Genomic DNA, 23,312 nt, shown 5'->3' on the forward strand with positions numbered 1-23,312 from the left:
TTGTTACACGATATAGGAGAGCAGGAAGGTACCGGCCAGCGCCATCAGGGAGGCGACAAAGGTGGCGGTAGTGTAGTACTTGAGCGTTTCGTTCAGGGTGGCGCCGCAATACTGCTTGACCAGCCAGAACAGGGAGTCAGTCACCATGGTGCAGCCGATGGCGCCGGAGCCGATGGCCAGCGTCATGATCTCGGGGCTTATCTCGGGGTAGTGCACCATGATGGGGGAGACGATGGCGGTGGCCCCCATCATGGCGACGGTGGCCGAGCCCACGGCTGCGTGCAGCACTATGGCCACCACCCAGGCCAGCAGGATAGGGTGCATGGCCAGCTGGGAGAGGATGGTCGCCAGGCTGTCTCCCAGTCCGCTCGCCTTGAGCACGCCGTTGAAGGCGCCACCTGCCCCTATGATGAGCAGGATATTGGCGATGGAGGAGAAGCACTGCTCGGTCTGGTTCAGCAGCCCTTCCATCTTCATGTGCTGACGGATCCCCAGCACGTAGTAGGCTGTGAAGGCGGCGATGAACATGGCGGTGATGGGGTTGCCGATAAACTCCAGCAGGGTATAGAGGCTGCTTGCGTGATCCATGTTGAGCTCGGCCACCGTCTTGGCCAGCATCAGCAGTATGGGCAGCAGCACGGTGAAGAGGGAGGCACTTAAGGTCGGGAGGCTTGCCTCGTCGCGCGCCTCTATATTCGCAAAGGCGGCGGGCACCTCCTTGAACGGCACCCGTTTACCGAGCAGCTTCAGAAACAGCGGGCCGCCCACCAGGGAGGCAAACAGCCCGACCGCGAGACCGTAGACGATGACGGAACCTATGTCGGCCCCCAGCTGATTGGTGACGTAGAGCGCGGCCGGGTGGGGCGGCACTATGCAGTGCACGGCCATCAGGGCGGTGCAGAGCGGGATGGCCAGCGTCAGCAGCGAGGTCCTGGTCTTGCGGGCGATGGAGAAGGCAAGGGGAATGAGCAGCACGACTCCCACTTCGACAAACAACGTGATGCCGCACACCAGACCGACCAGTACCATGATGACCTGAGGCGAGAGCCAGCGGCACTTCTGCAGGGCGAGACCTATGCGCTCCGCCGCCCCCGATACCTCCATCATCTTGCCGAGTATGGTGCCAAGTCCGATGACGGCGGCGAGAAAGCCCAGGGTGCCGCCTATACCCTCTTCCATGGCGTTGACCATCTTGACCGGGTTCATCCCCATCATGGTGCCGACATAGAAGCTCGCCAGCAGCAAAGCCAGGAAAGGATGCACCTTGCCCTTCACTATGGTGAAGACAATCAGAATGATGCTAGTCAGCAAGGTACCGACGACCCACACTTCAGAATTCATACTGCGCCTCTATGTGTCATGAGTGATGATTAGGCGCCTATTGAATGAAAATGACGGGCGGCTGACAAATGATGAAAATGGCGTCTTGAGTGAGCCAGGTTGATGCAAAGATGCCACATTCATCACATTTATCTTCTTTGATGAAATTTGAGTTGTTTGGCTGCATCCAAAGGCGGGGTTTCTGGCTATCATCTGTGCGTTTTTTGGGGCGAAGAGGCGTGCCAGATGTATACCGAAGACAACTACGTATCGAGAAACAAACTGCTAAACGGTTATCAGCTCTCCAAGCTGCATACCTTCGAGGCGGCGGCCCGTCACAGCTCGTTTGCCCTGGCGGCGGATGAGCTGGCGCTCAGCCCGAGTGCGGTGAGCCACAGGATCAGTGCGCTGGAAGAGGAGCTCGGTTTCAAGCTGTTCCAGCGCTTTCATCGCAAGGTGATGCTGACCGCAGAGGGGCAAAGAGTCTTCTGGGCGCTCAAGTCATCGCTGGAGTTCATCAATCAGGAGATCCTGGAGATCAAGCATCAGGAACTGTCCGGTTCCCTGACCGTCTACTCCCGCCCCTCCATCGCCCAGTGCTGGCTGGTGCCCAGACTCGCGGATTTTTCTCGCCTGCATCCCCAGATCGATCTCAACGTCATGACAGGTAACGAGAACATCAATCTGCACGGCTATGGCATAGACCTGACGATCTATTTCGATGACAAACTCCCTGAGCGGCTCGCCATCCACCCGCTGATGGATGAGTACATGGTGCCGGTCTGCAGCCCCGAATATGCCGAGCAGCATGGGCTGCTGGACAATCCTGACCACTTGCCTCGCTGTCGCCTGCTGCACGACAGGCAGGCCTGGGGCTATGACTCGGACAGCGACGAGTGGAGCAGTTGGGCTCGCCAGTGCGGCATCTCCCTAGAAGCCTGTCAGTCGAACATGGGGTTCGATCGCTCCGATCTCGCCATTATCGCCGCCATGAACCATGCCGGGGTCGCCATGGGACGCAAGAACCTGGTGAGCAAGCGGCTGGCCAGACATGAACTGGTTGCCCCTTTCCCTGGCATGGAGGTGCGCTGCGCGCAGCGTTACTACATAGCGACCTTGCCCAACCGTCAGTGTCCCAAGATCCAGGCCTTTATCGACTGGGTCTGCGCCCAGGCACAGGAGACACAATAAGCGGCAGGGTCAAGCGCCGTTCTATTCCTCGTCTGGCGTGCAGGATGGAGGGCGAATACCCGGCAAAAAGCGGTGTAGATGGCAGTAGAGGAACCGGAGATCTCGGGGGAATTTGTCTAACATCTCAGCGAGTTAGCAGAATGAACTGTCAGTAACGGCTCAATCGTTCGATACGGGGTGGAAACAGGATGCAAATAAAAAGGGCCACTTCTTGCGAAGTGGCCCTTTCCAAACGTTTGGTGGAGCTGGGGGGATTTGAACCCCCGTCCAAAGAAGCTTTACCATTTGAATTGTAAGGATTTTTTCACTTCACTTCTGAATTTGGATCGGGATTGGCGCTTTTGCTGTCTGGCCATCGTACTCGGAAAGGTAGGATCCATAGTGCCGAAATAGCATTTCCGGCCCCTTGTGCCCCATCTGGCCGGCTAGCCAAAACAGGTTGCATCCACGGCTGATGTTGGCCGTCGCGTAGGTGTGCCTAGTCTGGTAGAGGTGGCGATAGCGAACACCGGATCGCCGGAGTGTGTAGAGCCATGCTTTCTTCCTGATCGGCTCGGCCCCGGGCCATGGCTTGCCCAGCTTTGGATCTTCAAAAACGAGCTCTGAACGCATGAAGGTGAAACGCTTCTGGCTGTTCAGTGCGGCAATAGCCTCCTTGGTCAGCTCGAGTATGCGGGTGCCGGCTCTTGTCTTGGTGCTTTTTGTGATGCCGACAACCGTGGCACTGGAAACTGCGACCGTGTTATCGATCCAGTCTATCGATGACCAGCGCAGGGCGCAGATCTCGGATGGCCGCATCCCTGTGGCAAAAGCAAAGGCGAACAGGCTAGCCCACTGTTCGTTGATGTTCATGGCTGTGTCCAAGATCGCCTCCACCTCTGCCGGGGTGAACGGGTCTACGTCCTTAACTACCCGTTCAGAAGCTGAATCCACGTCCAAATATCTGGAGACCTTGACCAGTGATACCGGGTTCGCCTGCAATAGCCCATCCGTCACGGCTTCATCTATGGAGCTGCGCAAGAATGACAGACGGTTGCGCGCTGTCTTGGCTGAGGTGTCACTTCTGATCAGCCAGTTTTTCACCAGGGCGGGAGTGAGGTCGGAGACAGTCACCTGGTGTAAATCCGTCAGAGCTGTGAAGCACTTGCGGTACCCGACCATAGTTGACGGGCTAAGCCCTCGGACTTCACAGCGACGGATGTACTCGTCCAGATAGTCAGCCACCTTTGCGGCTATGGATGCGCCACCGAAGATCCGCAGTTTTTTAGACTTCGGAAAGTAGTCGGCGTAGGCGAACTGGTCTCGCTCTATCTTGCCCTGGATCTCACCAAGCAGGCGCGAGGCATAGCGCACGTTGGCGGCGGAGTTTGGTAGGTTGGAAATGGGCTCGCGGCAGCGAACCCCCTTGAAGGTAAAGGTGATATTGATGGTGCCGCCGCGCAGTGTTACGCCGCGTGGGAGCTGTTTTTCATTGCCCACTTAATTACCTCTGCGATGTTAACCCAACGCTCCTTGGCCCCATCAACATTGACTATGTGGATCCCCAACTGCCAGATGCCTCGCTGGATGCGCTTGTTGATGGTGTCCCGGTCAGTGATCTCGATGGTGCTCAGGTAAGTGCTGAGCGGTATGGCGTCAGGCATTCTCATTATGATGAGCTGGCCCTGGATCTGGCTTTTGGTGGGGTCGGTCGTTGTTTCCATGGTGGTTGGTCCTCGTCAATCTGGTGATTTCATCCCGGCCTGCTCGGTTGTAGAGGAAGCATTCGACCTGCTTCCTGCTGCTGACCGCCTGGTCAAGGCGGTATTCCCCGAACGCTGGGCGTTTGAGTTGGTGTCGGTTGGCCAGCCGGCCGATAGCTTGGGCGCTGACCCCCAGCTCTTTGCCGAGTTCGGTGGCGCTCCAGAGCTGGCCGGCAATCCGGGGCGCTTCGATAGGCAGATCGAAGTAAGCCAGGATACGGCCGATCTCGGCGAGTTTGGCCGATCGGGAAAGGGTGGGGGAGCGTACTGTGCTGACTAGGTCGCTGAGAAGTTGGTTGTCCTGGTCGATGATCAGTTGAAGTTGTTGCATGGCGTGGCCCTCCTGTCCTTGAGGATGGGGCGCCAATTGGATTGAAGGAAGGGCCGCTAATAGTCCGAATATTCAGTGACAGCCTTGGCACTGTGCTCAAATGGTCAGATATGTGCAGCGCCAGGATAGCCAATGGGGTTTCTTGTAAAGTGTCAATTAACCCCCTTTTTGGCTATGCCTGGCTTGCAGGTTGTGGAGCCTTTGCGCTGCCTTTTCAGCTTGATAGAGGTTACAGATTGCCCCGCCAGGCAGAACAAACTTACCGGATTGTTTGGGATGAGGCATGACGACACCTAACCCGGCTATTACTGCTCCAGGGTAGGGTGATTCCATATCTTTCATGGGAGACCTCGGACTTATCCACCGTTTCTGTGTGGCCAGCGGTGGATGATTTGGGGGTATCAGGCTGCAGCACTGATGGGCTCTGCTCCGGCAAGCAGTAGGGTTAGCTTACTGACATCCCGGATCCGACACTCACCACACCAGCCCGGGGCAAACACGAGAAGCATGGAGCCTTTGGGGTTTCCCTTCATCTCCTCTCCGGTGGTCTTATTGATGAAACTCACCCGGCCATTACGCCATTTTCCTCGTTCGTCGTAGTAGCCGGTGATGTGGCGCACCTCGCTGGCCAGCTCGCGGGGATACCATTCTGTGCTGGTGTCCTGCGGCACCAGTATGACGGTACCAATACCGCGCCCTTGCTGCTCAATGGCTTTCTTTACCCAGGGCCCTATATCTGAATATGGAGGATTGAGCCAAGCCCAGGGTGATCGTACTGAGGGACTGATAAAGTCCTCCCAGTCCACTTGCAGGGCGTCGATGCTGGGCGTCAGGTACTTCTGGCACAATGCTGTCTCGGGCAGGGCTGCTGCATCGAGGGAGAAATGGAACTCCCGATCGAGCGCTCTGAATAGGTAGAGCGGGGTTTGTGTCATATCCCGGGTGTTTGCCTGGGTGGTCGTGCCGCGATAGTCAGCCATTAAATTGGCTCCTTTGTTATCAAGAATGGCCCCGATCTGGTGATCAGTAATTGATTGTCAGGTATGCAATCTTGTTTTTTGCGATGTGCTTGATGAGGTTGATTGCTTTCTCCTCTTCAATGCCAAGGCCCATCAGGTCCATCATGATGGCGCTGTTGATCCGGCCGCGGTGCTCTCGGTCGGCAAGGCGGCGTGTATCTTCTTCGTCCTTGAGGCTCTGTTCATCGGCAATGCGCTGGCGTTCCTGTTCAGTTGCGCGGGTTGCTGCTTCATCCGCTTGACGTGTCGAGTTGGCTTCGGCCTGCTGGCGGGCCAGCTCGGAGGCTTCGGCATCACGCCTGGCTTGCTCTTCACGTTCCAGCGCGGCTTGGGTTTGGCGCTGTGCTTCCTGCTCGCGATGCTGGGCAGCTTCACGCTCCAGGCGCTGGCGATTTTCTTCCAGTAGGCGAGCCTGCTCCGCAGCCTGTTCTGCTATCCGGCGTTCGCGATCGATGCGCTCCTGTTCGGCCTGCTTCTTGCGCAGCTCTTCCAGCTCGGCCTGCTCGGCTTCGTATTTCAGCCGGGTGGCCAGCGTCTCACCAAGGCGCTTGGCAGCCAGTTCCTTGGCCACGGTAGCCTGTGGCAGCAGATCCTGCCAGCTATCATCCAGGGCGGTCTGCTCGACCTCCAGTAGCATTGTTTGCAAATCGGCAGCGGTGAACTCGTGGCCGCTTGAAGCGCCAAGATCTTTCAGTATTGTGAGTCGGTCTTGCAGTGCTGCAACCCGGGCGGCTTCTGCTGCTTCAAAATGGGTGAGTGGGGCGCGCACCTCGTCTTTCAAGGTGTCCAGGGTATCGCGGATCAATTTGCGGTTGGCGTCGATACGGGCGGGGATTACCTTGTATTTGGCGGTCAGCTCCTTGCCAATTTCATCCAGATAGGTCTTGGTCTTGGCGACGGCATAGGCGACGCTGGCAATCTCTTTGCGGCCTTTGGCGGTGGTCACATCAGGCACTAGGCTACCGGCTTTCTTGCGAATATCGGCCAGTAGGTCATTGATGCCTTGCCCTTCGGTGAACAGAGCCACTTCGGTGGCGGGTTCGATGACTACCAGCTGGGCCTGGGCGGCGTCGGTTTTGGCTTGTTCGGTCATGGTGGGGTCCTTGGGTATGAAAAGGCCCACACTTGGCGGGCCTGATTGTTATTACTGGGGGTTGTTCCCGGTGCCGAGCTGCTTCTTGCGCTCGCCGGCTACCTGCTTGATGCCTTTGACTATCTGCGGGTCGCCGGTGCCGTTGGCCCACTCCCATGCGGTGGTGTAGGCTTTTTGCCACTCTTCACCAGACGATGCGCCCTCGATGGCCGCGCAGTGGTCGGCGTAGGCGCTGGAGTGATCTACCGCTGGTGTTTGCTCTTGCGACGGTTCGGTAGGTTCTAGCTCTTGGGTTGAAGCTTCCTGCTTGGGCGGGGTTGCAACCGTTTGAACTTGGAGGCTCTCTTGCTGACGCATTGCGTTCAGTGCTCGGTTTTGTTCGGGTTGCCCTTCCTCTTCTTTTCCCTTGAACCAATCACTAGGCTTGCTCATGCCATCACGTAAGGATGCGTAAACTTTCCGCATCTGAACGTACTGAGCTGGGAGCATGGCATCCGGTCTGCGGCCGAGATATGTCTGGATTTGTTCCGTTGTTACACCGAATTCTTCGTTGAATATATCGAGCATACGCTTGATGGATTCAGGGCTTGTGTCTGCGTGGGTGCTCAAGGTCACCTCGCATTGGCGCTGGGCAGCCTCGATCACATCACCAGGGATCACCCCGAGAATGCATGCACGAAGACGGCGAGCTCCACTGCTTGCCACTACTTCGTAGATATCTCTGGGATCTTCTAGTTTTTTCTGGCCGCGAGAACTGTGGCGAATGTGTGGGACGGTGAAGATTTTCAGTTGTTTTGTGTTGGTCTCTACATCCCAAGCGAATGCTTCAATGATCGACTCTCCTTTGCGTTGCTCTAGTTCACGCACCCCGAACTGCATGTTTCCCCATGCTTGGGCAAGAGCCTCCGCCAGTCGTATGCTTGGTCCTGTAACGTCAGTTCCTCCTCGGTTGTAACTGTAAAGGGCTCCTTCGGCGAGTGTCGGGCGGGAGCATGCCTGCAAGATCCGGTCTGTAGCTTCCACCGGATTTCGTGGAAATTTCTTGGCGATCACCATTGCAGCCTGTACTTCTTGAATGGCCCGCTGTTGCTCGACCGCCACCAATCCTTGCTCTTGGCGCTGGCTTGCCGCACCGAATGGGTTTGAAACAACTTGGTTCACGTTCTTCTCCTTGCCCATACAGGCTGAATAAGTGGTTGCTGGTCGTGCCAGTCGTTGTTGACCCGGCACTCGTGGAATTTGTGAAGGTCTCGGCGGTACAGCTCATGCCCCTCAGCGCGCCACTCAGGCGACAGGGGGCGAACCCGTACCGGGTAGCGACCACATTCAATGGATGAGCTGACAGCCAGAAAGATGAAGTCAGGTACTTCGCCGTAAATCTCGCGAAAGCCATCGGAATACATGGCGTCCTGGACGTGGTAGCGAAACTCTTCGACGTGGCGCTCAAAGCGGGCCATGTCGTCCACCTTCTTCACGTCGGCCATGATGGGGAAGTTACTGAGCTTCTTGTCTGGGCGGCACCGGCAGAGCTCTTCTGTTTCTGAGTCAGTCCAGTAGAGTGACCCCTCGCAGATGCCGTCCTGCTCCAGCAGCCAGCGGGCGTCTGGGTGGGCGAACACGCTCTCGCGCATCAGCTGCAGCTTGCGCCCCTCCTCGGCAGCCATGATGGTCTTGCCCAACTCGGAGCAGTTGGCCATGAACTCCTTCTCTTCCTCTTTGCCTGCGTTGGTGCGGCGGTTGAACTCCGGCGCGATGATGAAGCGATCCTTGAACTCCTCCGGCTCCAACAGCAGGCAGTGCAGGGCGGTACCCATGTCCAGCGGCTTGAGCTTTTCCTCATCGACCGGCGCGCTTTTGCGCCAGATGTAGGTGGCCCCGCTCTCCGCCACGTCATCCAGCTGGGATTTGCTGACGCCATCACCTGAGTGATACTGCTCATTGGTGAGGCCAAGCACCAGACCGTGCGGCAGGGCTGCGCTGGTATCGACGGCGGCGTTCATGCTGCGTTCCTCTGCTGGTATTGCTCCCACTGCTCGGCGCCCATAGCATCTTCTAGTGCGGCAACATGGTCACTCCATGCGTCATCAGCCATAACTGTCAGTCCTTGTTCCAGAAGCTGTTGGATATGTAGAGTGAGCGGTACCTTGTCGCCGGACAGCATCAGTAGGTAAATGGTCTGGTTGAGCTGTGTCGCCTGGTCGGCATTGACCTCGGCCAGTAAGGTGGCCGCATCAGTGTCGAGCTGGCCGGACAGAAGCGGGAGGCGGTTTGTCTCTACCCACTCGGTAATCCATTCATCCTTGGCGTTGGCCTCAGCCTCTTTGCTGTCTAGCAAGGCAAGCAAGGTGTGTTCGTTGGTCATGGCGAACTCTCCGGTTAGGCTATGGTCTGCTCGGCCATCTGGCCGGTAGTGAGCCAATAGAAGTGGATGGACAACTCTGGATGCTGAGCGAGTAGCAGCAGAGTTCCACCGCCAATCTCCCGGTAGTTCAGCTCGTAGTTCTTGAGCGTGGTGGCAGGAATGCCCAGCATGTCGGCAAACTTCGGCCGGCTCAGGCCGAGGCGCTCACGCAATTCACGCAGGCGCTTGCGGCATGCGTCATTGAGTGGGGGGATAGTCTGGTTGCTCTGTTCGGTACGCTTTTTCATGGTTGGGTACTTTGGTGGTTAAAAAGAAACCCCAGCGTGAGGGCTGGGGTTTGGTAGAAAACAAAAAGCCCAGCGATAGGGCTGGGCTTTAGCGATGTCGTGGGGATGTAGTTCAGCGTTGTTCAGCAGCCATATAGGCCTCGTTGCTGTCTCGACGGCCGATTGCGATGACCAAGAGGGTTATGACGTTGTCATCTACCTGGTATACGAGCCGATATCCAGACGCTTTCAGCTTGATTTTGTAGCGGTCTTTACTGCCCCGCAGCTTTGCTGACGGAACATGTGGGTTCTCCAATCGTTCCTGCAATTTTGCCTTGAACTGGTTCTTGATCGGCGGTGCGAGTTTGCTCCATTCCTTTAGCGCTCGCCGGTCGAACTGGAGGGTATAGGTCATAGGTCTTCCAGCGATACCGCAACCACGTCAGGTGATTTCATGCGCTCATCAGCGACACGATTCAGTTCAGCATCTTCGGCAAGCTCAACGTAGTAGGCGAACAGCTCAGGTGGCACGCAGTAGAACGCAGGCTCGTTGCGATTCAGGATGGCAACGGCATTACCTTCACCTTCTTTAACGGTCCCCATGGGGTTGCGCTTCAACTCGGTGATGCTAGCTGCGGTGGCGGAAAGAATTTGGTAGCTCATAAAGCCTCCTTGACTATCAAGTGCCAATAATAGCACCCAGGGTGGCACTCTTAAAGGCACCTTTAGTGGCATCCTTCCTTATTCAAAAGGCCTCATTCGTCACACTTTTCGCATTCTTAGAACATTTTAACCTGTCAATTGATGTTTATGTCATTACTGGGCGTGAGGGTTCGGTGCTACCTTTACCTAGTGCGCTTAGAAAGCGATTTCATGGGTTTGAGCGAGCTTCTTCGGCGGGCGTTGAAGAGGTTGAAGTCGCGTCAGGTGGATTTGTACGCATTGGAGAAGTGGTTATGTGGTCTTATCTTTATCTTTCTGATTTTAAAGCATTTACTGATGTGTCAAATGTGATAAAGGATAGTCTGAACGCCTTAAAGTGTGGCACTGCCTATGGGTCTTCTGAAGAAGTGCATGTTTTTCCCCGATTGGATGGGGTAACTGGCGGCGTACATTACTATTTCAGCCCAGGAGCTAAGGAAATTGCCGAGATGGTAGGCGCAAAAGAATGTGATGTTGCTCCGTTTGAGATCCTGCAGGGCCAGATACTGGTATCCGATCGTTTTTTCAAGAAAGCTCAGGAACGCTCCCACTGATTTAGCTTCACGCTGAGCCTTCGTAACTATGGAGTAGTTATGTGGTCTTATTTGTATGTGAGTGACTTACCGGAATGTGCCAGTGTGTCTGCTTTGATTAGGAATAGCCTGGAAATTATGCATTCTTATACCGAATCAAATGTCATGGCAGCCATTCAGATTTTCTCTCTTGTTGATACAGCTACTGGGGGCGTTCACTACTATTTCAACCCAGCAGCAAAGCAAATTGGTGATATTGTGGGAGCCAAACCCTGCGATGTTCCCTGTCTTGGTTTCCAAGAGAATGAAATATTCTTGGCCGGAAGTTTCCTTGATGAATTACATATAACCTGAGCTTTTTCCGGTTGATCCTCATTCGTTCCTTCACATCCAAACGCCACTCGTGACGCTTGGATGTGCCGCCTTATGCAAGCGAACATCACCTCATCCAGCCACCCAATTTCTGGTTTTACAGGTCAGGGCAGATCCACCGGGAAAGTGGATTTCGTTCGAGGCATCCCATCCATATTGTTAAAGAGCAGCTCAGCCGAATTTGGCGTGAGCGAAGCCAAAGCAACCTTGCGGTGCTTGAGAAAGAGGCTTTGGCTACGGCGCTATCAGGGAAGCGCCAGACCCGGGTCAGACTGCGTGGCGGTGTTGGGCAGCACGGGCGGCAACAATGTGGTGTTGCTCGGCAGCCAGCATTGCCAGGTGCAGGCGCTGCTTAAGTGCGCGACGGCGGCCGGCATTGCCGTTGAACCGGTCCGCAATGCTGGTAATTACCTGGTCGGCGCAATGCGCGGCTCTGGAAAAAATGCTCTTGGTCATGGTACATTTGCTCCTGTTGACGAGTTGGTCCTCGTTAACTCCAGCCCGCTTTGGCGTGGTTGGGTCCTGTTGCTGGGGTTGGTCCCCTGGCGATATGACTAGGGGTGGTACCCTGGTCCTTCGAAGCCCGCCTTGTGCGGGCTTTGTCGTTCTTACGCGCTGGTCAGGCGCCTTCTACTTTTTCCCTGGTTAGGGGCAGGTCCTGTTGCTGGCGGTCATAATTCGTTTCAACCGGTTGAGCACTGAGGCAATGCTCATGCGGTTGAGAGCTCCCGCACTCGGTGAGAGCGACTGGTTATGCTGCCGCTTGCAGGCAGCCTGCACGGGTCCGGTGTTCCTTACCTGCCTCGGTTTTGACGGTGTAGAACAGGCCGCCACCGCGGCGTTGGCCGAGGTCAGTGATGCCGGTGATCACGGCCGGAAGTGTGATGCGGGTCCGAGGGTTGGTGTACTGCACAGGGTCATTCACTTTCATGGTTGGTCCTCTGGTTTGGTTCAAGCTGGTTCTAAGTGAGGTGGCATCTCATCTATCGAACTGCAACTCAGGTGTTCTCGATAGTTGACGAGATAGATTGTTATCGATCGAGAACGATTGGTCAATACACGATCGTGAACTTTTCAAATAAAAAAGCCCCGCCTAGTGGCGGGGCCTGTTGGGATGGGGTTTAGCTGATGCTATTGGTTGCGGATTAGCGGGGCTCTGAACGATGACTCAACCTCTACGCTCAACCATTCTCCCAAGGATGATCACATCTTTCGAGGAAATTACAGGAAGGCGTTCATCATCAACACCAAAGGCCCACCCCTCAATTGCCGGTATGGCTCGAAGAAGTTTGGCTTGGTTGGCTCGAGTTATTTGTACGAGTAAAACGGCATCCGCTTCAATCTTGTTTACCCCAAGATCGATCACACATACATCCCCTTGCACGATCCCTTGCTTGGATAGCTGATCGTTAGGAGCTTCAACCCCAATGAGCGCTCCAGGCATTTCGGTGAGCAGCATTTTGTCTGATCTGACAAGCGGGAGCGAGTCAGTCGGGTGTTGCAACACTTCATCAATCGTGAGCACTGGTATTCGATAAACGCTATTTACCAAGTCGCTAACCACTTCAATAGATGGGCGACCGGTGTACAGCTCGATTGGATCTACCGATAGAGCTTTTGCGAGGCCGAACAAAGTTGAAACCCGAACGTCTTTGAGAGGGTTACTTAGAAGGTTTGATACAAGAGATTTGGATATACCAGCCCTCCTGGCTATCTCGGAGACACCAAGACCTTGCTCTTCCATTCTCACCCTGACTCGTTCGTTAAATGAAGATTTCATGTCGCCTGCTGCAAGTTATCGATTGTGAACAAATTTTATGACGTATGTCGTTCTCATTGGTTGTTGAGTATTACGCCCTCATTGGTTACGATAGTGAACGACTGCCAGTAACCCACACCAGGACCCGACCAATGAAGAAACAAGACGTGATTGAGTATTTCGGCAATATGGCCCGTGCCACGAAAGCTATCGGCATATCCCGCAGCCTAGCCGTGAAGTGGGGCGACGTGATCCCTGCCCAGCATGCAGTCAGCTTTGTCATCGCCAGCAATGGTGAGCTACATCTGGAGCTGGACGATTACCCCCTAGACAAAGAGCAGGAACAAACCACTCAACAGGCCGCCTGACCACCGGCCTTCACTACCGCACCAAGAGGACCAACTCCATGGGACGCCCAGCATTATCTGATCACGAAAAAATGGATTCTATTTCACCACTCCGCGTGCGCGGCAACCCTGCTCAGCGCCGAGTGTGGCAAGAGGTCGGGGCCGAGTTGCAGATGACCGAGACCGCATTTGCACGCACCTCGCTGCTGATCCTGCTCAAGGCCATATCACAGCATGAGCCACAGATCCTGGCGAGAGCCGTCAAACGGGCCAATCGGAGCCTGATCGAGCAGGGATACCCGCCCGTGACAGTCGAGGAAATACTGGATGGATCCGGTTTGCCCGAGCGCGGCCTCCTGCAGTTCTCCTCAGAGGATGAGGCGACATACAACGAGGAGCGCCCTCTGCGCCCCCTGCAAAAACTCATCAAATTCATTCTCGGGAGGTAACACCGTGACTACGAAATCCAGGCCGCCACGCCCGGCATCACAACACGTCAGCGATCGCGACAACATCATCTTGAAGGCTGTGATCCACGAGCTGGCGCTTGAGTTGGATACCGCACTTATTCCGACTGCGCATGCCGCCGGTACCGATCGGCAGGCACTGCGCCTTGCCCGCGAGCTGCAGACCCGCACTGTTGAGCGTGCAGAGGCTCAACCTAGCGCATAACCAACATCTGCCCGACTGACCGCCGGGCACTCTGATCGCCATAACAGGACCTAGACCATGACCAAACCAACCTTGGCCAATGGGGTTTGCCCCATGCTGCATGCTTTTAAAGACGACTCCTGCATTGAAGAACAGGCTTCCGAGAGTTTGGGGGTAGGGCAAGAATGAATATCAACTTTCTTGACCGTCCAATCGCCTTTCATCGCCCATTCGTAGCGATCACCGGTTCAGTCACCGCCGCTCTATTTCTATCGCAGGCCCTCTATTGGGCAAAGCGCTGCAAAGAGCATGAAGATGGCTGCTCATGGTTCTATAAGACCCAGGCGGAGTGGGAGGAAGAGACGGGGCTGACTCGCTACGAACAGGAAGGGGCGCGCAAGGCATTACGCAATTTAGGGGTGTTGAAAGAAAAGCGGGTAGGTCTACCAGCGCAGCTCTATTTCTGCATCAACCTGGTAGCACTCGAAGCTGTCATGAATGCATGTGATTTCATGCAACCTAGTATGCGGAAAACCAGCAAACAGGCTAGGGGAAAACCAGCAATCAGTAGTGCTGGAAACCAGCTATCTATTACAGAGATTACTACAGAGACTACTACAGAGATCCAAGATCCCCCTTTGGTCCCCCAGGGGGGGAAACGCCCTGACAGTGGGACGCCACAACGAGGTACCCGCTTGCCGAACGACTGGGGACTACCTGCTGAGTGGGGGAGGTGGGCTATCCAGGAGACAGGGCTCCCTAGAGAGCGGATCTTGATGGAGGCGGCTACGTTCGCAGATTACTGGCAAGCCTTGCCAGGAGCCAAAGCAGTGAAGCTGGATTGGGAGAAGACCTGGCGGAACTGGATACGCCGGGCGGCCAGCTCGTTCCGAACCGCAGCACAGCGAAAACCCCTGGCCAACATCCAGGCGGCCCAGCAGGCTGCACAAGCTTTGAGAGAGTCGGGGAGGGGGGACTATGACGACAGCACTCCGCTCTAACCAGACAACCACCCTGAGCACGCCAGGGGACGCGCTGCAGGTCCGTGCTCGCATGTCGGTATTTCTGGCCGAGGAGCTGCTGCCGCTGATGGCCGGGCTATGGCCAGCCAGTTCTAACCAGTTGGACAGCAATGCCCGTGGAATAGCGCTGGCCTGGGGGAGCCTGCTCAGAGGCTTCAATGCGCAGCAGATCCGCGAGGCTGTACTGCTGCTTGGGGAAGATGCCGATCGGCAGTATGCGCCGCGGCCGGCGGAGGTGAGGGCTGTCATCTTGAAGCGAATGCCCAAGCCGATACAAGTGACCTTTAGCGGTCCTAGTATCTCGATGCGAGCCTGCGAGATGGAGGCTGTGGTTAGGGTATATATGCGGAATTACAATGTGCCAGCAGTGGAGGTTGATGCTGAGTTGCAGCTGGTCGTAGTGGAGAAGCATCAACACGGAGTAGTGGTTATAGGGGGACGCACAACAGTTTCTGAAGGAGTCGCCAGGTAAGTATCACCTGGCTGATCTCATAGGAAGGTGCGAACAAGTCATATTACACGAAAACAACAACTGGTAACCCATTGATATTAAACGGCTAAAATTTTCATTTCTTGTTCATGGGATATTTATTCGCACCTTCCTTAGATATCTTTAGCTGGAAATGGCCGCTATTGATAGCTTGATTATTATTGGGAAGCCACTACTCTTCAAAGGCATACTCATAAGAGTATTCTCTGTTCATCGTGTGTGTTCAGTATTTTCGTAGCGTATTGCTTATATGAGGATGTGCGATTACACAAGGGGCAATGCATGTCAGATGGAAAGTTCGGCTTCATAAAAATGATCGCGTTAGTTTATTCTGCAACGATATTAACATCAGGCGTGATTATCTATAAGTTGCATCAATCCCTGGATGATGACATCAAGAGTGTTCAAGACGAATATCGCCAGCATGCTCAAGATGTAATTCTGAAAAATAAAGCAGTTGAGTTGGAACAGTTCTTCTCTAAGCTATATCAAAATGCCAGATTGATATCATTATTGCCAAGTATTAGAGCCGTTCAAGGTGACAATCGCCGCAATGAAGATGAAAATGTAATAACACAAGGCCGGCTTTCTCAAGATGCTGGTTTAACTGTACAGCAGATATATAATGATATGGCGCAAGACACCGCTATTTCAGAGGTGTATTATGTTCGAAATGGGCTGAATTATAATGCCGGTGAAGTACCTCTCTTTATGTATGACACCGTAATTTTTAACACGGATAAGGATGCTGCCAGTAGTGAGGAAAAGGCTACTGGTACAGATATCCCACAAGAAAGTGAAGAACAAGAGTATCAGTATTTCCCGCGTCAATTAGACCAGTTGCGAAGTAGTTATCCTACATTCAACTTCAAATCCATCGATGATATCCCTGCTGCATTCTCCCCGAGTATGAGAACGTGCGACAATACGCAATATAAGTCCATCAAAAATGGCAACATCAGTGATACCTTTGGTATGTTATATTCTGTGCCAGTCTATGATGCCGTGACAAAGAAAATGAGTGGTGTTATCTCGGTGATTTTTAGAAATAACATACTTGAAGCTAAACTACTCAATATTCCACACCTCATCATTACCGATGAAGACAGGGTGTCTGCTCAAAAGCTGGGGTTCACTATGCCAAAGGAACCCAGCAATTTCGTCTTGGTTAACGAAAATTATGGAGCATATATCGCAGACAGACGTAATCAAAATATCGTAAATGCGATTAAGTCACAGCCAGATGGAAATAACAAAGATTTGTTTATGGCCAAGCTTAACATTAAGTCTGACTCCGACTGGAAGTTATTCCTCAAGTTACCTGAATCAACCTGGCAAGGCATTGATGCTGATGTAATCAAACTGTTCAACATTAAGGTTGGTTTCATATTATGTGCTACGTTGATTATTTTTCTGATAGAGTCTTTTGCCTTCTATCGTCGGTGGTCAAATCTTCGTGAACTCAAAGAATTATCCAGCATGCTCAAAGAGGTCGTTGAAGGTGATGGAAATCTAACTCGCCGCCTTCAGATAAAACAACAAGGTGAAATAAAACGGATCACAAATCTTATTAACCAGTTTATAGAGCAGGTGCAAAGTATCGTTGTGTCCATTTCAGGAATATCAAGTCAGGTCAGCTCTGAATCATCTCAAGTCAGGAGAAGTGCATTAACGCTCAAGCAAAGCAGTAATCATGAGAAAGAATGTGCGGAACAGGCGTCAACAAATATTCAGGCTATGAACTCGCATATACTATCTCTTGTTGGGGGGATAAATAATTTACAAGGCAGGCTCAAAAATGCCGAGACTGGCTTCAGTTTATTTACTGATAACTTCGAGATGCTAATTAAGGACTTGTCAGAAAAGTCTCAACAACAAGGGCTGCTGACAAAAAATATTTCTTCCCTGCACGAAAACATCATCAAGACACGATCGGTACTGGATATCATAAAAGGTATCGCAAGCTCAATCGATCTATTGGCGTTAAACGCAGCGATTGAGGCGGCCAGAGCAGGGGAAGCCGGCCGAGGTTTTGCTGTCGTCGCTGATGAGGTCAGAAAACTAGCTGAACATACTACGAAAAATGTGTCCGATATTGAAGGGATTATCGGCAAAATTGTACAAGAAGCCGATGGCGTCAGTGGCGAAATGGATGGTCTCGCCAAGGGATTGGCTGACGTGGTTAACTCAACTCAAAAGTACAAGGTGGTTGCTGAAGATAACTCGAGCTCCCTATTAGTGGCGGCAACAGAGGCTACCGAGCTTCAGCGCTCAGTCAAACAGCTCTCTAATATTGCCGCCAGCCTCATCCAGATAACAGAGGATCTGGACAGCGATTGCTCTCTGACTGCTGAGAACGCTCACTCATTGGAACAGCTAGCTGAAGTCCTAGACAACAATATGAACAGGATGTCCGGCGAGTTAAATCGCTTCAATACCTGATGGACAAGGAAGTGGTCAGATACATTTTTCACGTCTACTGGAGGACATAGATGTTTACAGCAGATCTTTTTGAAGAGATCGCCACTAGGGCGTTGCAGCAGGGGACGGTTTGTAATCAGCCTGACGTTGCGCGATGAGTTCAATCTATCCCTCTCGGCGGCTGGGCGCTTGCTACGCAAGTTGATCACCCTCCCGGATCACTGCTAAGTTCAAGCGCGAGAAGTGCGTCGTCAATGATGGGCAAGCCAAGACTATGGTTATGGTGCGGATCATCCAGGTGGTCAAAGTGCCACTTGGCCTACCCAAGCCAGTAGATCTTCCCAAACTACTTAGGGCCAGCAATCAGCCCCGCGAGCTAAAAGTAGTGATGCTACCTAGCCTCAAAGATGAAGCAGTCCTTGAGAAGCAGAGGGAACTGGTCGCTCGGATGCCAAGGTAAAGGTGCTGTTGGTACATATCTGCGGTAATAACAAAGGGGCACTTGAGAGCCTCTGAGATAGTTATTACTTGCTACTGCATTGGCTCAACTGGCTGTGATGGCGTTACGCTAAATAACGTTTTCTTGATGATGGGATTTCTTCTTTTAAGGCCCGTACATTTGGATACAAACCGTCACCAACAACTCACTGAAGGGTTTTAATCACTGTCATAGGATGAAGTCATGGAGAACGGCTCCATTAACTCAAATAAGGAAATTGACCATGAAAAAAATCATCCCCCTGGCAGTAGCTGCTGTTTTCGCCCTGACCTCTGGTTTCACCATGGCAGCTACCCCAGCCAAGGCCGCTGCGCCGCAAGCAACCCAAACCAAAGTAGTGAAAAAGCAGCATCATAAAACCAAGCACCATGCTAAAGCACCGGTGGTGAAGGCTGCCCCTAAAGCGTGATGTGAAGTATGCTCGCTCAGGAAAAGAGGGGCATACAATCAAGAATGATGGGGAGGCTTGGCCTCCCTTTCTTTTGTGCTTATCCGTTTTTCTTAAGCATGATTGACTTCATATCTAGCGTTTCGGCTATAGGGGGCGAGCTTGGTAATCAGAGAACTGCCAAGGGGTCAATAGCCTTGCGTGTACATCTGGATACAAACAAGCACTAAGCACACACGGAAGGGCCAGTGTTTGAGGCCTATGATGACGTTATGGAGAGCTGTTGATGGCTTAAGGATATTTACCATGAGAAATATTATCCCTTTGATACTGGCTGTAGTTTTTACGCTGGCAAGCGGTGTTACTATGGTTGCTATGGCTGTAACACCGAAGACTACAACGCAAAAAACAGTCCAGTTCAGAGTGGTGCATAAGCACCATAAATCTCAACATCCGACAGAGCCGATAAAAAATATTGCTCCTAAAACATCCTAGGTGAATCATTTTTTGTGGTGAAACAGCAGCTCAACATAAAAATAAGGTGATGGAATCATTTAAATATCCATCACCATATAAATATATTTTAAAAGGTAACAGGCGTTACCAGCCAAGCAAAACCATTATTTTGTTTTGACAGCTTCAGTAGTTGCTTTTTGAGCTTCTGCAGCGGCTTTCTCGGCTTTAGCAGCAGCGTCTTTCGCTTCAGCAGTTTTACCTTCGTGGTGAAGTTTGGCTGCGTGCTTGTGATGCTTAGCTGCAGTTTCGTGGGCCTTCGCAGCTGTTTCATGCTGAATGGCAGCAGTGTTTGCCATAGCAAAGGAAGACATGCCAATGAACAGTGCGGTAGCCAGAATAACCTTTTTCATATTTAAATTCCTTTTAAAACATGGTGATAGAGGTGATAAGACTCCAAAAAGTCCCATTCAATTAATCATAGTTAGATTTTGTGCGCAACCTTTTTCACATCAACAACAAGATTATTTTTCAAGGTACCTGATTTTTTTAGTATTCAATATTTAATTGTGATTTAGATCACATTTTTATGTTGATATTTATATTTTTAAGTGAGTAAGATATTCGGTTTTATGGTGAGATTGATCTACCTATGATAAATCAGCAATACCAATAGAACCGACATCCTTAAACATGATACTTTGATATTCAGCGTTGTGAATTTAGAACGTATGTTAAAGACGCGGGTGTTGCCTAGGAATGGTGCTGTTCTGTGGGGCAATAAATTTATTTATGAGCAATGAGGACATGGAATGTTACGCCATTTACTTAATTGGTTAGGGCCGATTTGTAGTCTGCTGCTACTTGGGGCAGCACTGGCCGTGCTTTACCATTTGACCCATCTGTGGCATTGGCATGATATTCGAATCGCTATCTGGGAGCTTCCGCAGTCGTTAATGGTAGGGGCGTTGCTTCTTACCGGGCTCAGTTATCTCTTGTTGTGTTGCTATGACATGCTGGCACTCGGTGCATGTGGTAAGCGGCTACCCTGGCAACAGGTGAGCATGACATCCTTTATTGCGTATACCTTCTCCAACACGCTGGGGTTTGCCTTGCTGACCGGCACGTCGGTGCGCTATCGGATTTACTCTTCCCTGGGATTGAGTACGGCGGAGATTGCCAAAGTCATTATCTTCTGCTCCATCACCTTTTTCCTCGGCCTGATGACCTGGGGAGGGGTGGTATTGTTGGCGGGGCAGGGGGATTTATTGCTACCCCAATTACCGTTTTGGGCTCACCAATTGCTCGGTGTCGGTGGGGGCATAGCACTGCTGATTGTGATGGCGTATCTGTTCTGGCCTGCCGCCTCATTATCCTGGCGTGGCTGGGAGCTTGGCTTGCCATCACGTCAGGCTCGCTTGTCTCAGTTATTGGTAGCTTTGCTCGACTGGATGGCCGCAGCTGCGGTGCTCTATGTGCTGTTACCTGAAGGTAGCGTGTCTTTTCCGGTTCTGCTTTCCGCATTTGTGCTTGCCAGTTTCCTCGGCGTGCTTGCTCATGTCCCTGGCGGTATCGGGGTATTCGAAGCAAGTATGAGCGTGCTGCTGGCCAGCTATGTACCAATTGACAAGTTGTTGGCCTCGCTGCTGCTTTACCGTTGTATCTACTACGTGCTGCCTTTCTTGTGTGCTTTGCTGATCTTTGCCGGTCAGGAGGTGCTGCAACAACGTACCCGTTGGTATCGGCTGCAAGGGGTGATGCTGGCGATGCGCGAGTTTCTACCGGCCCTTATCAGTATTGGGACCTTTGCGGCCGGTAGCTTGCTGCTTTGTTCCGGTATTATCCCGACCATGCATATTAGGATTGATGCGCTCCTTGAGATTTTACCTTTGCATCTGCTGGAGTTGTCCCATGTGCTGGGAAGTGTCAGCGGTGTATTATTGATCCTCTTGGCTCGTAGTCTTTATCGTCGGCATGATGCTGCTTTCCGTATTACGCAAGCGCTGCTGGGATTGGGAATAGTATTCTCCCTGTTTAGAGGCGTTGATTGGGAATCAGCGCTTATCCTCAGTCTATTTTTGCTTATCATTACCCCCTGCCGAAGCCTGTTCTACCGTAAAGGCTCTCTGCTACATGATCGCTTTACTCCGGCATGGTCACTTTCTGTAGGGGCCGTATTGCTGGGGGCTCTGTGGTTACTCTTTTTCTCTTATCGACACGTTGAATATGACCACGCTCTTTGGTTTGATTTCTCCCCCTATGGAACAGGCTCGGCATCACGTGGCCTGCGTGCCATGGGTAGTGTGGTTGCGGTGTTGGCGATGGTTGGGATGGCACAATTACTTGCGCCTTTACGCTCGAGTGGGGCAAAGCCAGATAGGGAAGCATTGGATAAAGCATTGGAACTGGTGAAAAAGGCTGGTGGCATCAATGGCTATCTTGCGCAGTTGGCTGACAAGTCGCTGTTGTTTCATCCTTCCGGTAATGCCTTCCTGATGTATGGGATTGAAGGAAACAGCTGGATTGTGATGGGGGATCCGGTTGGTCAACCGGAGTTTATCGAAGAGCTGCTTTGGGAATTTCGTGAGCTCTGCGATGAGCATGACGCTAATCCCGTGCTTTATCAGGTATCAACGCGTTATTTTCCTCTCTATCTGGAACTGGGGTTAATTCCTTTCAAATTGGGTGAGGAAGCGATTGTGGATCTCCCCGCATTGGATATGGCCAGCAGTCGGATGCGTAACTTGCGTCAAAGCCACACCAAAGGGAAGCGCGAAGGGTTATCGTTCGAGGTAGTAGAAGGGGCGCGAGTTGCGCTGTTATTACCGAGGTTGGAAGAGGTTTCGGATATTTGGTTGCAAAACAAACAGGGTAAGGAGAAAGGATTTTCGGTTGGGCGATTTGACCGAGATTATCTGATGGTCAACCCGGTTGCACTGGTTTGGCATGAGGGCCAAATTGCCGGTTTTGCCAATCTATGGGTGAGTGACAATAAGCAGGCTCTTTCCATTGACCTGATGCGCTACAGCCTCGATACAGGAAGTGCCCCTATCATGGATTTTCTCTTCGTCGAGCTGCTGTTATGGGGTAAAGAGCAGGGGTACGCCACCTTCAATTTGGGGATGGCGCCGATGTCGGGCCTTAATGATCATCCACTTAGCGGTTACTGGACCCAGCTTGGCAACACCATTTTTAGGCGGAGTAGCCGTTTTTACAACTTTCAGGGACTGCGGCGTTACAAGGAAAAGTTCTCCCCACGGTGGGAGGCGCGCTACCTGCTCTGTACCAGTAAATTAGTGTTACCAAAAACGCTAAAGAATTTGCTCACGTTAATCAATCGGGGCCCATTGGGACTTATTAAAAAATAGGAGTATTAGGCGATGAGGGCCTTGTTGTTACTGTTGGTAAGTTGTGCTTTCCCACTGTTTGCTGTTGCAAAGAGCGTAAAAAGTGAATTTAGTCTGGTGGAGTTGCCGGTTACTAAACAGTCTTCGGCACCCATGGTGGTGTTTTTGAGTGGTGATGGTGGATGGGCTGCGCTTGATAGCGGACTGAGTGCTCAATTTCAGCAGCATGGGTTGCCAGTAATTGGGTGGAGCTCGCTTCGTTATTACTGGAAGAAAAAGACCCCTGAACAGGCAACGGCAGATTTGGTGAGGATCCTGGCCGATTATCAGCCACGATGGGAGCGAAGAAATTGGATGCTGATCGGGTTTTCTTTTGGTGGTGATATCGTGCCCTTCGTGATTAACCGATTGCCAGAGGAATATCGAAAAAGTTTAGTGGGGGCGGTGATGTTGTCACCTTCAACCTCATCCGATTTTGAGATCCATGTTAGCAACATCGTGGCGAGTGACAAAAAAGGATATTATCCGTCTACGCCAGAAGCGAAAGCCATCCATGACATTCCCATGGTCTGTATACAGGGGGCTGAAGATGACTCACCGGTACGGCTGTGCCCAGAGTTGCAACAATCGAATGTAACCACGGTGACGTTACCGGGCGGACATCATTTTGAAGATAATTACCCGGTGCTGTATCAGGTGATTGAGGATCACCTGTTTTAAACGTAATGGGGCGGTTTGTACATTTAGATACAAACCGTCACCAACGTCTAACAGACGTCAGGCAGCTACAGTCATAGGATGAAGTCATGGAGAATGGTTCCATTAACGTAAATAAGGAAATTGACCATGAAAAAAATCATCCCCCTGGCAGTTGCTGCTATTTTCGCCCTGACCTCTGGTTTCACCATGGCAGCTACCCCAGCCAAGGCTGCGGCACCGCACGCAACCCAAACCAAAGTAGTGAAAAAGCAGCATCATAAAACCAAGCACCATGCTAAAGCACC

General features: G+C 52.3%; 28 protein-coding genes. 13 read left to right on the forward strand and 15 right to left on the reverse strand.

The window, feature by feature from the left end; translation table 11 throughout:
* Nucleotides 1-3: 3 nt before the first annotated feature.
* The gene (gene dsdX / locus BN1128_RS20195) at nt 4-1,341 is read right to left on the reverse strand and encodes a D-serine transporter DsdX (RefSeq protein WP_042872113.1); all 1,338 of its coding nucleotides are present in this window, start codon (nt 1,339-1,341) and stop codon (nt 4-6) included.
* Nucleotides 1,342-1,566: 225 nt separating this feature from the next.
* Between dsdX and dsdC the strand changes: the two genes are divergently transcribed.
* Nucleotides 1,567-2,511 (forward strand): DNA-binding transcriptional regulator DsdC, encoded by a 945-nt coding sequence (gene dsdC, locus BN1128_RS20200; RefSeq protein ID WP_042872115.1) that lies wholly within the window; start codon nt 1,567-1,569, stop codon nt 2,509-2,511.
* A gap of 309 nt (nt 2,512-2,820) precedes the next feature.
* Here dsdC and BN1128_RS20205 read toward each other — a convergent pair whose 3' ends face one another.
* The 10 genes from BN1128_RS20205 to BN1128_RS20255 form a co-directional block, all read right to left on the reverse strand.
* Nucleotides 2,821-3,990, reverse strand: a complete 1,170-nt coding sequence (locus BN1128_RS20205; RefSeq protein ID WP_042872118.1) for a site-specific integrase — start codon at nt 3,988-3,990, stop codon at nt 2,821-2,823.
* A gap of 156 nt (nt 3,991-4,146) precedes the next feature.
* Nucleotides 4,147-4,584: a hypothetical protein gene (locus BN1128_RS20215; protein WP_042872125.1), complete on the reverse strand. Its 438-nt coding sequence runs from the start codon at nt 4,582-4,584 to the stop codon at nt 4,147-4,149.
* A gap of 401 nt (nt 4,585-4,985) precedes the next feature.
* Nucleotides 4,986-5,564, reverse strand: a complete 579-nt coding sequence (locus BN1128_RS20220; RefSeq protein ID WP_042872128.1) for a phage N-6-adenine-methyltransferase — start codon at nt 5,562-5,564, stop codon at nt 4,986-4,988.
* Between the two features lie 43 nt (nt 5,565-5,607).
* Nucleotides 5,608-6,696, reverse strand: a complete 1,089-nt coding sequence (locus tag BN1128_RS20225) for a hypothetical protein (protein ID WP_042872130.1) — start codon at nt 6,694-6,696, stop codon at nt 5,608-5,610.
* A 51-nt stretch (nt 6,697-6,747) separates the two neighbouring features.
* Entirely contained in the window at nt 6,748-7,857 is a 1,110-nt protein-coding gene (locus tag BN1128_RS20230) for a hypothetical protein (protein ID WP_042872132.1), read from the reverse strand.
* Complete coding sequence (locus BN1128_RS20235) at nt 7,854-8,696, reverse strand: PD-(D/E)XK nuclease-like domain-containing protein (RefSeq protein WP_042872134.1); 843 nt, start codon at nt 8,694-8,696, stop codon at nt 7,854-7,856. Before BN1128_RS20235 ends, BN1128_RS20230 begins: the two co-directional genes overlap by 4 nt.
* Nucleotides 8,693-9,058: a hypothetical protein gene (locus BN1128_RS20240; protein ID WP_042872136.1), complete on the reverse strand. Its 366-nt coding sequence runs from the start codon at nt 9,056-9,058 to the stop codon at nt 8,693-8,695. The genes BN1128_RS20235 and BN1128_RS20240 overlap by 4 nt, the downstream gene beginning before the upstream one ends.
* Before the next feature lie 14 nt (nt 9,059-9,072).
* Complete coding sequence (locus tag BN1128_RS20245) at nt 9,073-9,345, reverse strand: helix-turn-helix domain-containing protein (RefSeq protein WP_042872138.1); 273 nt, start codon at nt 9,343-9,345, stop codon at nt 9,073-9,075.
* A 112-nt stretch (nt 9,346-9,457) separates the two neighbouring features.
* Nucleotides 9,458-9,739 carry a type II toxin-antitoxin system RelE family toxin gene (locus BN1128_RS20250; protein WP_042872140.1) on the reverse strand — a complete coding sequence of 94 codons (282 nt, stop codon included), beginning with the start codon at nt 9,737-9,739 and terminating at the stop codon, nt 9,458-9,460.
* Complete coding sequence (locus tag BN1128_RS20255) at nt 9,736-9,987, reverse strand: type II toxin-antitoxin system Phd/YefM family antitoxin (RefSeq protein WP_042872142.1); 252 nt, start codon at nt 9,985-9,987, stop codon at nt 9,736-9,738. Before BN1128_RS20255 ends, BN1128_RS20250 begins: the two co-directional genes overlap by 4 nt.
* 65 nt (nt 9,988-10,052) lie before the next feature.
* On the opposite strand from BN1128_RS20255, the gene BN1128_RS25655 reads away from it, so the two are divergent.
* Both BN1128_RS25655 and BN1128_RS20265 read left to right on the forward strand, forming a co-directional pair.
* Nucleotides 10,053-10,580: a hypothetical protein gene (locus BN1128_RS25655; protein ID WP_156140559.1), complete on the forward strand. Its 528-nt coding sequence runs from the start codon at nt 10,053-10,055 to the stop codon at nt 10,578-10,580.
* 39 nt (nt 10,581-10,619) lie between these two features.
* Entirely contained in the window at nt 10,620-10,913 is a 294-nt protein-coding gene (locus BN1128_RS20265) for a hypothetical protein (RefSeq protein ID WP_042872146.1), read from the forward strand.
* Nucleotides 10,914-11,198: 285 nt separating this feature from the next.
* On the opposite strand, the gene BN1128_RS20270 is transcribed toward BN1128_RS20265, so the two are convergent.
* The 3 genes from BN1128_RS20270 to BN1128_RS20280 form a co-directional block, all read right to left on the reverse strand.
* Nucleotides 11,199-11,387, reverse strand: a complete 189-nt coding sequence (locus tag BN1128_RS20270; RefSeq protein ID WP_042872148.1) for a hypothetical protein — start codon at nt 11,385-11,387, stop codon at nt 11,199-11,201.
* A gap of 295 nt (nt 11,388-11,682) precedes the next feature.
* A complete protein-coding gene (locus BN1128_RS20275) occupies nt 11,683-11,862 on the reverse strand; it encodes a hypothetical protein (protein ID WP_042872150.1) in 180 nt (59 codons plus the stop codon).
* Between the two features lie 237 nt (nt 11,863-12,099).
* Nucleotides 12,100-12,711: a helix-turn-helix domain-containing protein gene (locus tag BN1128_RS20280; RefSeq protein WP_082030489.1), complete on the reverse strand. Its 612-nt coding sequence runs from the start codon at nt 12,709-12,711 to the stop codon at nt 12,100-12,102.
* Nucleotides 12,712-12,842: 131 nt separating this feature from the next.
* Here BN1128_RS20280 and BN1128_RS20285 point away from each other — a divergent pair, with 131 nt between their 5' ends.
* The 8 genes from BN1128_RS20285 to BN1128_RS24965 all read left to right on the forward strand — a co-directional run bounded on the left by BN1128_RS20285 (nt 12,843) and on the right by BN1128_RS24965 (nt 19,003).
* The gene (locus BN1128_RS20285) at nt 12,843-13,058 is read left to right on the forward strand and encodes a Cro/CI family transcriptional regulator (RefSeq protein ID WP_042872157.1); all 216 of its coding nucleotides are present in this window, start codon (nt 12,843-12,845) and stop codon (nt 13,056-13,058) included.
* A 38-nt stretch (nt 13,059-13,096) separates the two neighbouring features.
* Nucleotides 13,097-13,486, forward strand: coding sequence for a hypothetical protein (locus BN1128_RS20290; protein WP_042872159.1), 390 nt, complete (start codon nt 13,097-13,099; stop codon nt 13,484-13,486).
* A gap of 4 nt (nt 13,487-13,490) precedes the next feature.
* On the forward strand, nt 13,491-13,709 hold the full coding sequence (locus BN1128_RS24960; RefSeq protein WP_043137791.1) for a hypothetical protein: 219 nt from the start codon (nt 13,491-13,493) through the stop codon (nt 13,707-13,709).
* Nucleotides 13,710-13,873: 164 nt separating this feature from the next.
* The gene (locus BN1128_RS26075; protein WP_209428591.1) at nt 13,874-14,689 is read left to right on the forward strand and encodes a helix-turn-helix domain-containing protein; all 816 of its coding nucleotides are present in this window, start codon (nt 13,874-13,876) and stop codon (nt 14,687-14,689) included.
* A 52-nt stretch (nt 14,690-14,741) separates the two neighbouring features.
* Nucleotides 14,742-15,182, forward strand: coding sequence for a hypothetical protein (locus BN1128_RS20310; RefSeq protein ID WP_042872195.1), 441 nt, complete (start codon nt 14,742-14,744; stop codon nt 15,180-15,182).
* 300 nt (nt 15,183-15,482) lie between these two features.
* Nucleotides 15,483-17,642: a methyl-accepting chemotaxis protein gene (locus BN1128_RS20315; RefSeq protein WP_042872164.1), complete on the forward strand. Its 2,160-nt coding sequence runs from the start codon at nt 15,483-15,485 to the stop codon at nt 17,640-17,642.
* Between the two features lie 701 nt (nt 17,643-18,343).
* Nucleotides 18,344-18,529 carry a hypothetical protein gene (locus tag BN1128_RS20325; protein ID WP_042872170.1) on the forward strand — a complete coding sequence of 62 codons (186 nt, stop codon included), beginning with the start codon at nt 18,344-18,346 and terminating at the stop codon, nt 18,527-18,529.
* Between the two features lie 285 nt (nt 18,530-18,814).
* Complete coding sequence (locus BN1128_RS24965) at nt 18,815-19,003, forward strand: hypothetical protein (RefSeq protein WP_082030491.1); 189 nt, start codon at nt 18,815-18,817, stop codon at nt 19,001-19,003.
* 125 nt (nt 19,004-19,128) lie between these two features.
* On the opposite strand, the gene BN1128_RS20335 is transcribed toward BN1128_RS24965, so the two are convergent.
* Nucleotides 19,129-19,374, reverse strand: coding sequence for a hypothetical protein (locus tag BN1128_RS20335; RefSeq protein WP_042872174.1), 246 nt, complete (start codon nt 19,372-19,374; stop codon nt 19,129-19,131).
* A gap of 399 nt (nt 19,375-19,773) precedes the next feature.
* Here BN1128_RS20335 and mprF point away from each other — a divergent pair, with 399 nt between their 5' ends.
* Together mprF and BN1128_RS20345 are read left to right on the forward strand one after the other, a co-directional pair.
* Nucleotides 19,774-22,329, forward strand: coding sequence for a bifunctional lysylphosphatidylglycerol flippase/synthetase MprF (gene mprF, locus BN1128_RS20340; protein ID WP_042872176.1), 2,556 nt, complete (start codon nt 19,774-19,776; stop codon nt 22,327-22,329).
* A 12-nt stretch (nt 22,330-22,341) separates the two neighbouring features.
* Nucleotides 22,342-23,028, forward strand: coding sequence for an AcvB/VirJ family lysyl-phosphatidylglycerol hydrolase (locus tag BN1128_RS20345; protein WP_042872178.1), 687 nt, complete (start codon nt 22,342-22,344; stop codon nt 23,026-23,028).
* Nucleotides 23,029-23,312 lie beyond the last annotated feature (284 nt).

The organism is Aeromonas piscicola (assembly GCF_000820005.1).
GTDB classification, from domain to species: domain Bacteria; phylum Pseudomonadota; class Gammaproteobacteria; order Enterobacterales; family Aeromonadaceae; genus Aeromonas; species Aeromonas piscicola.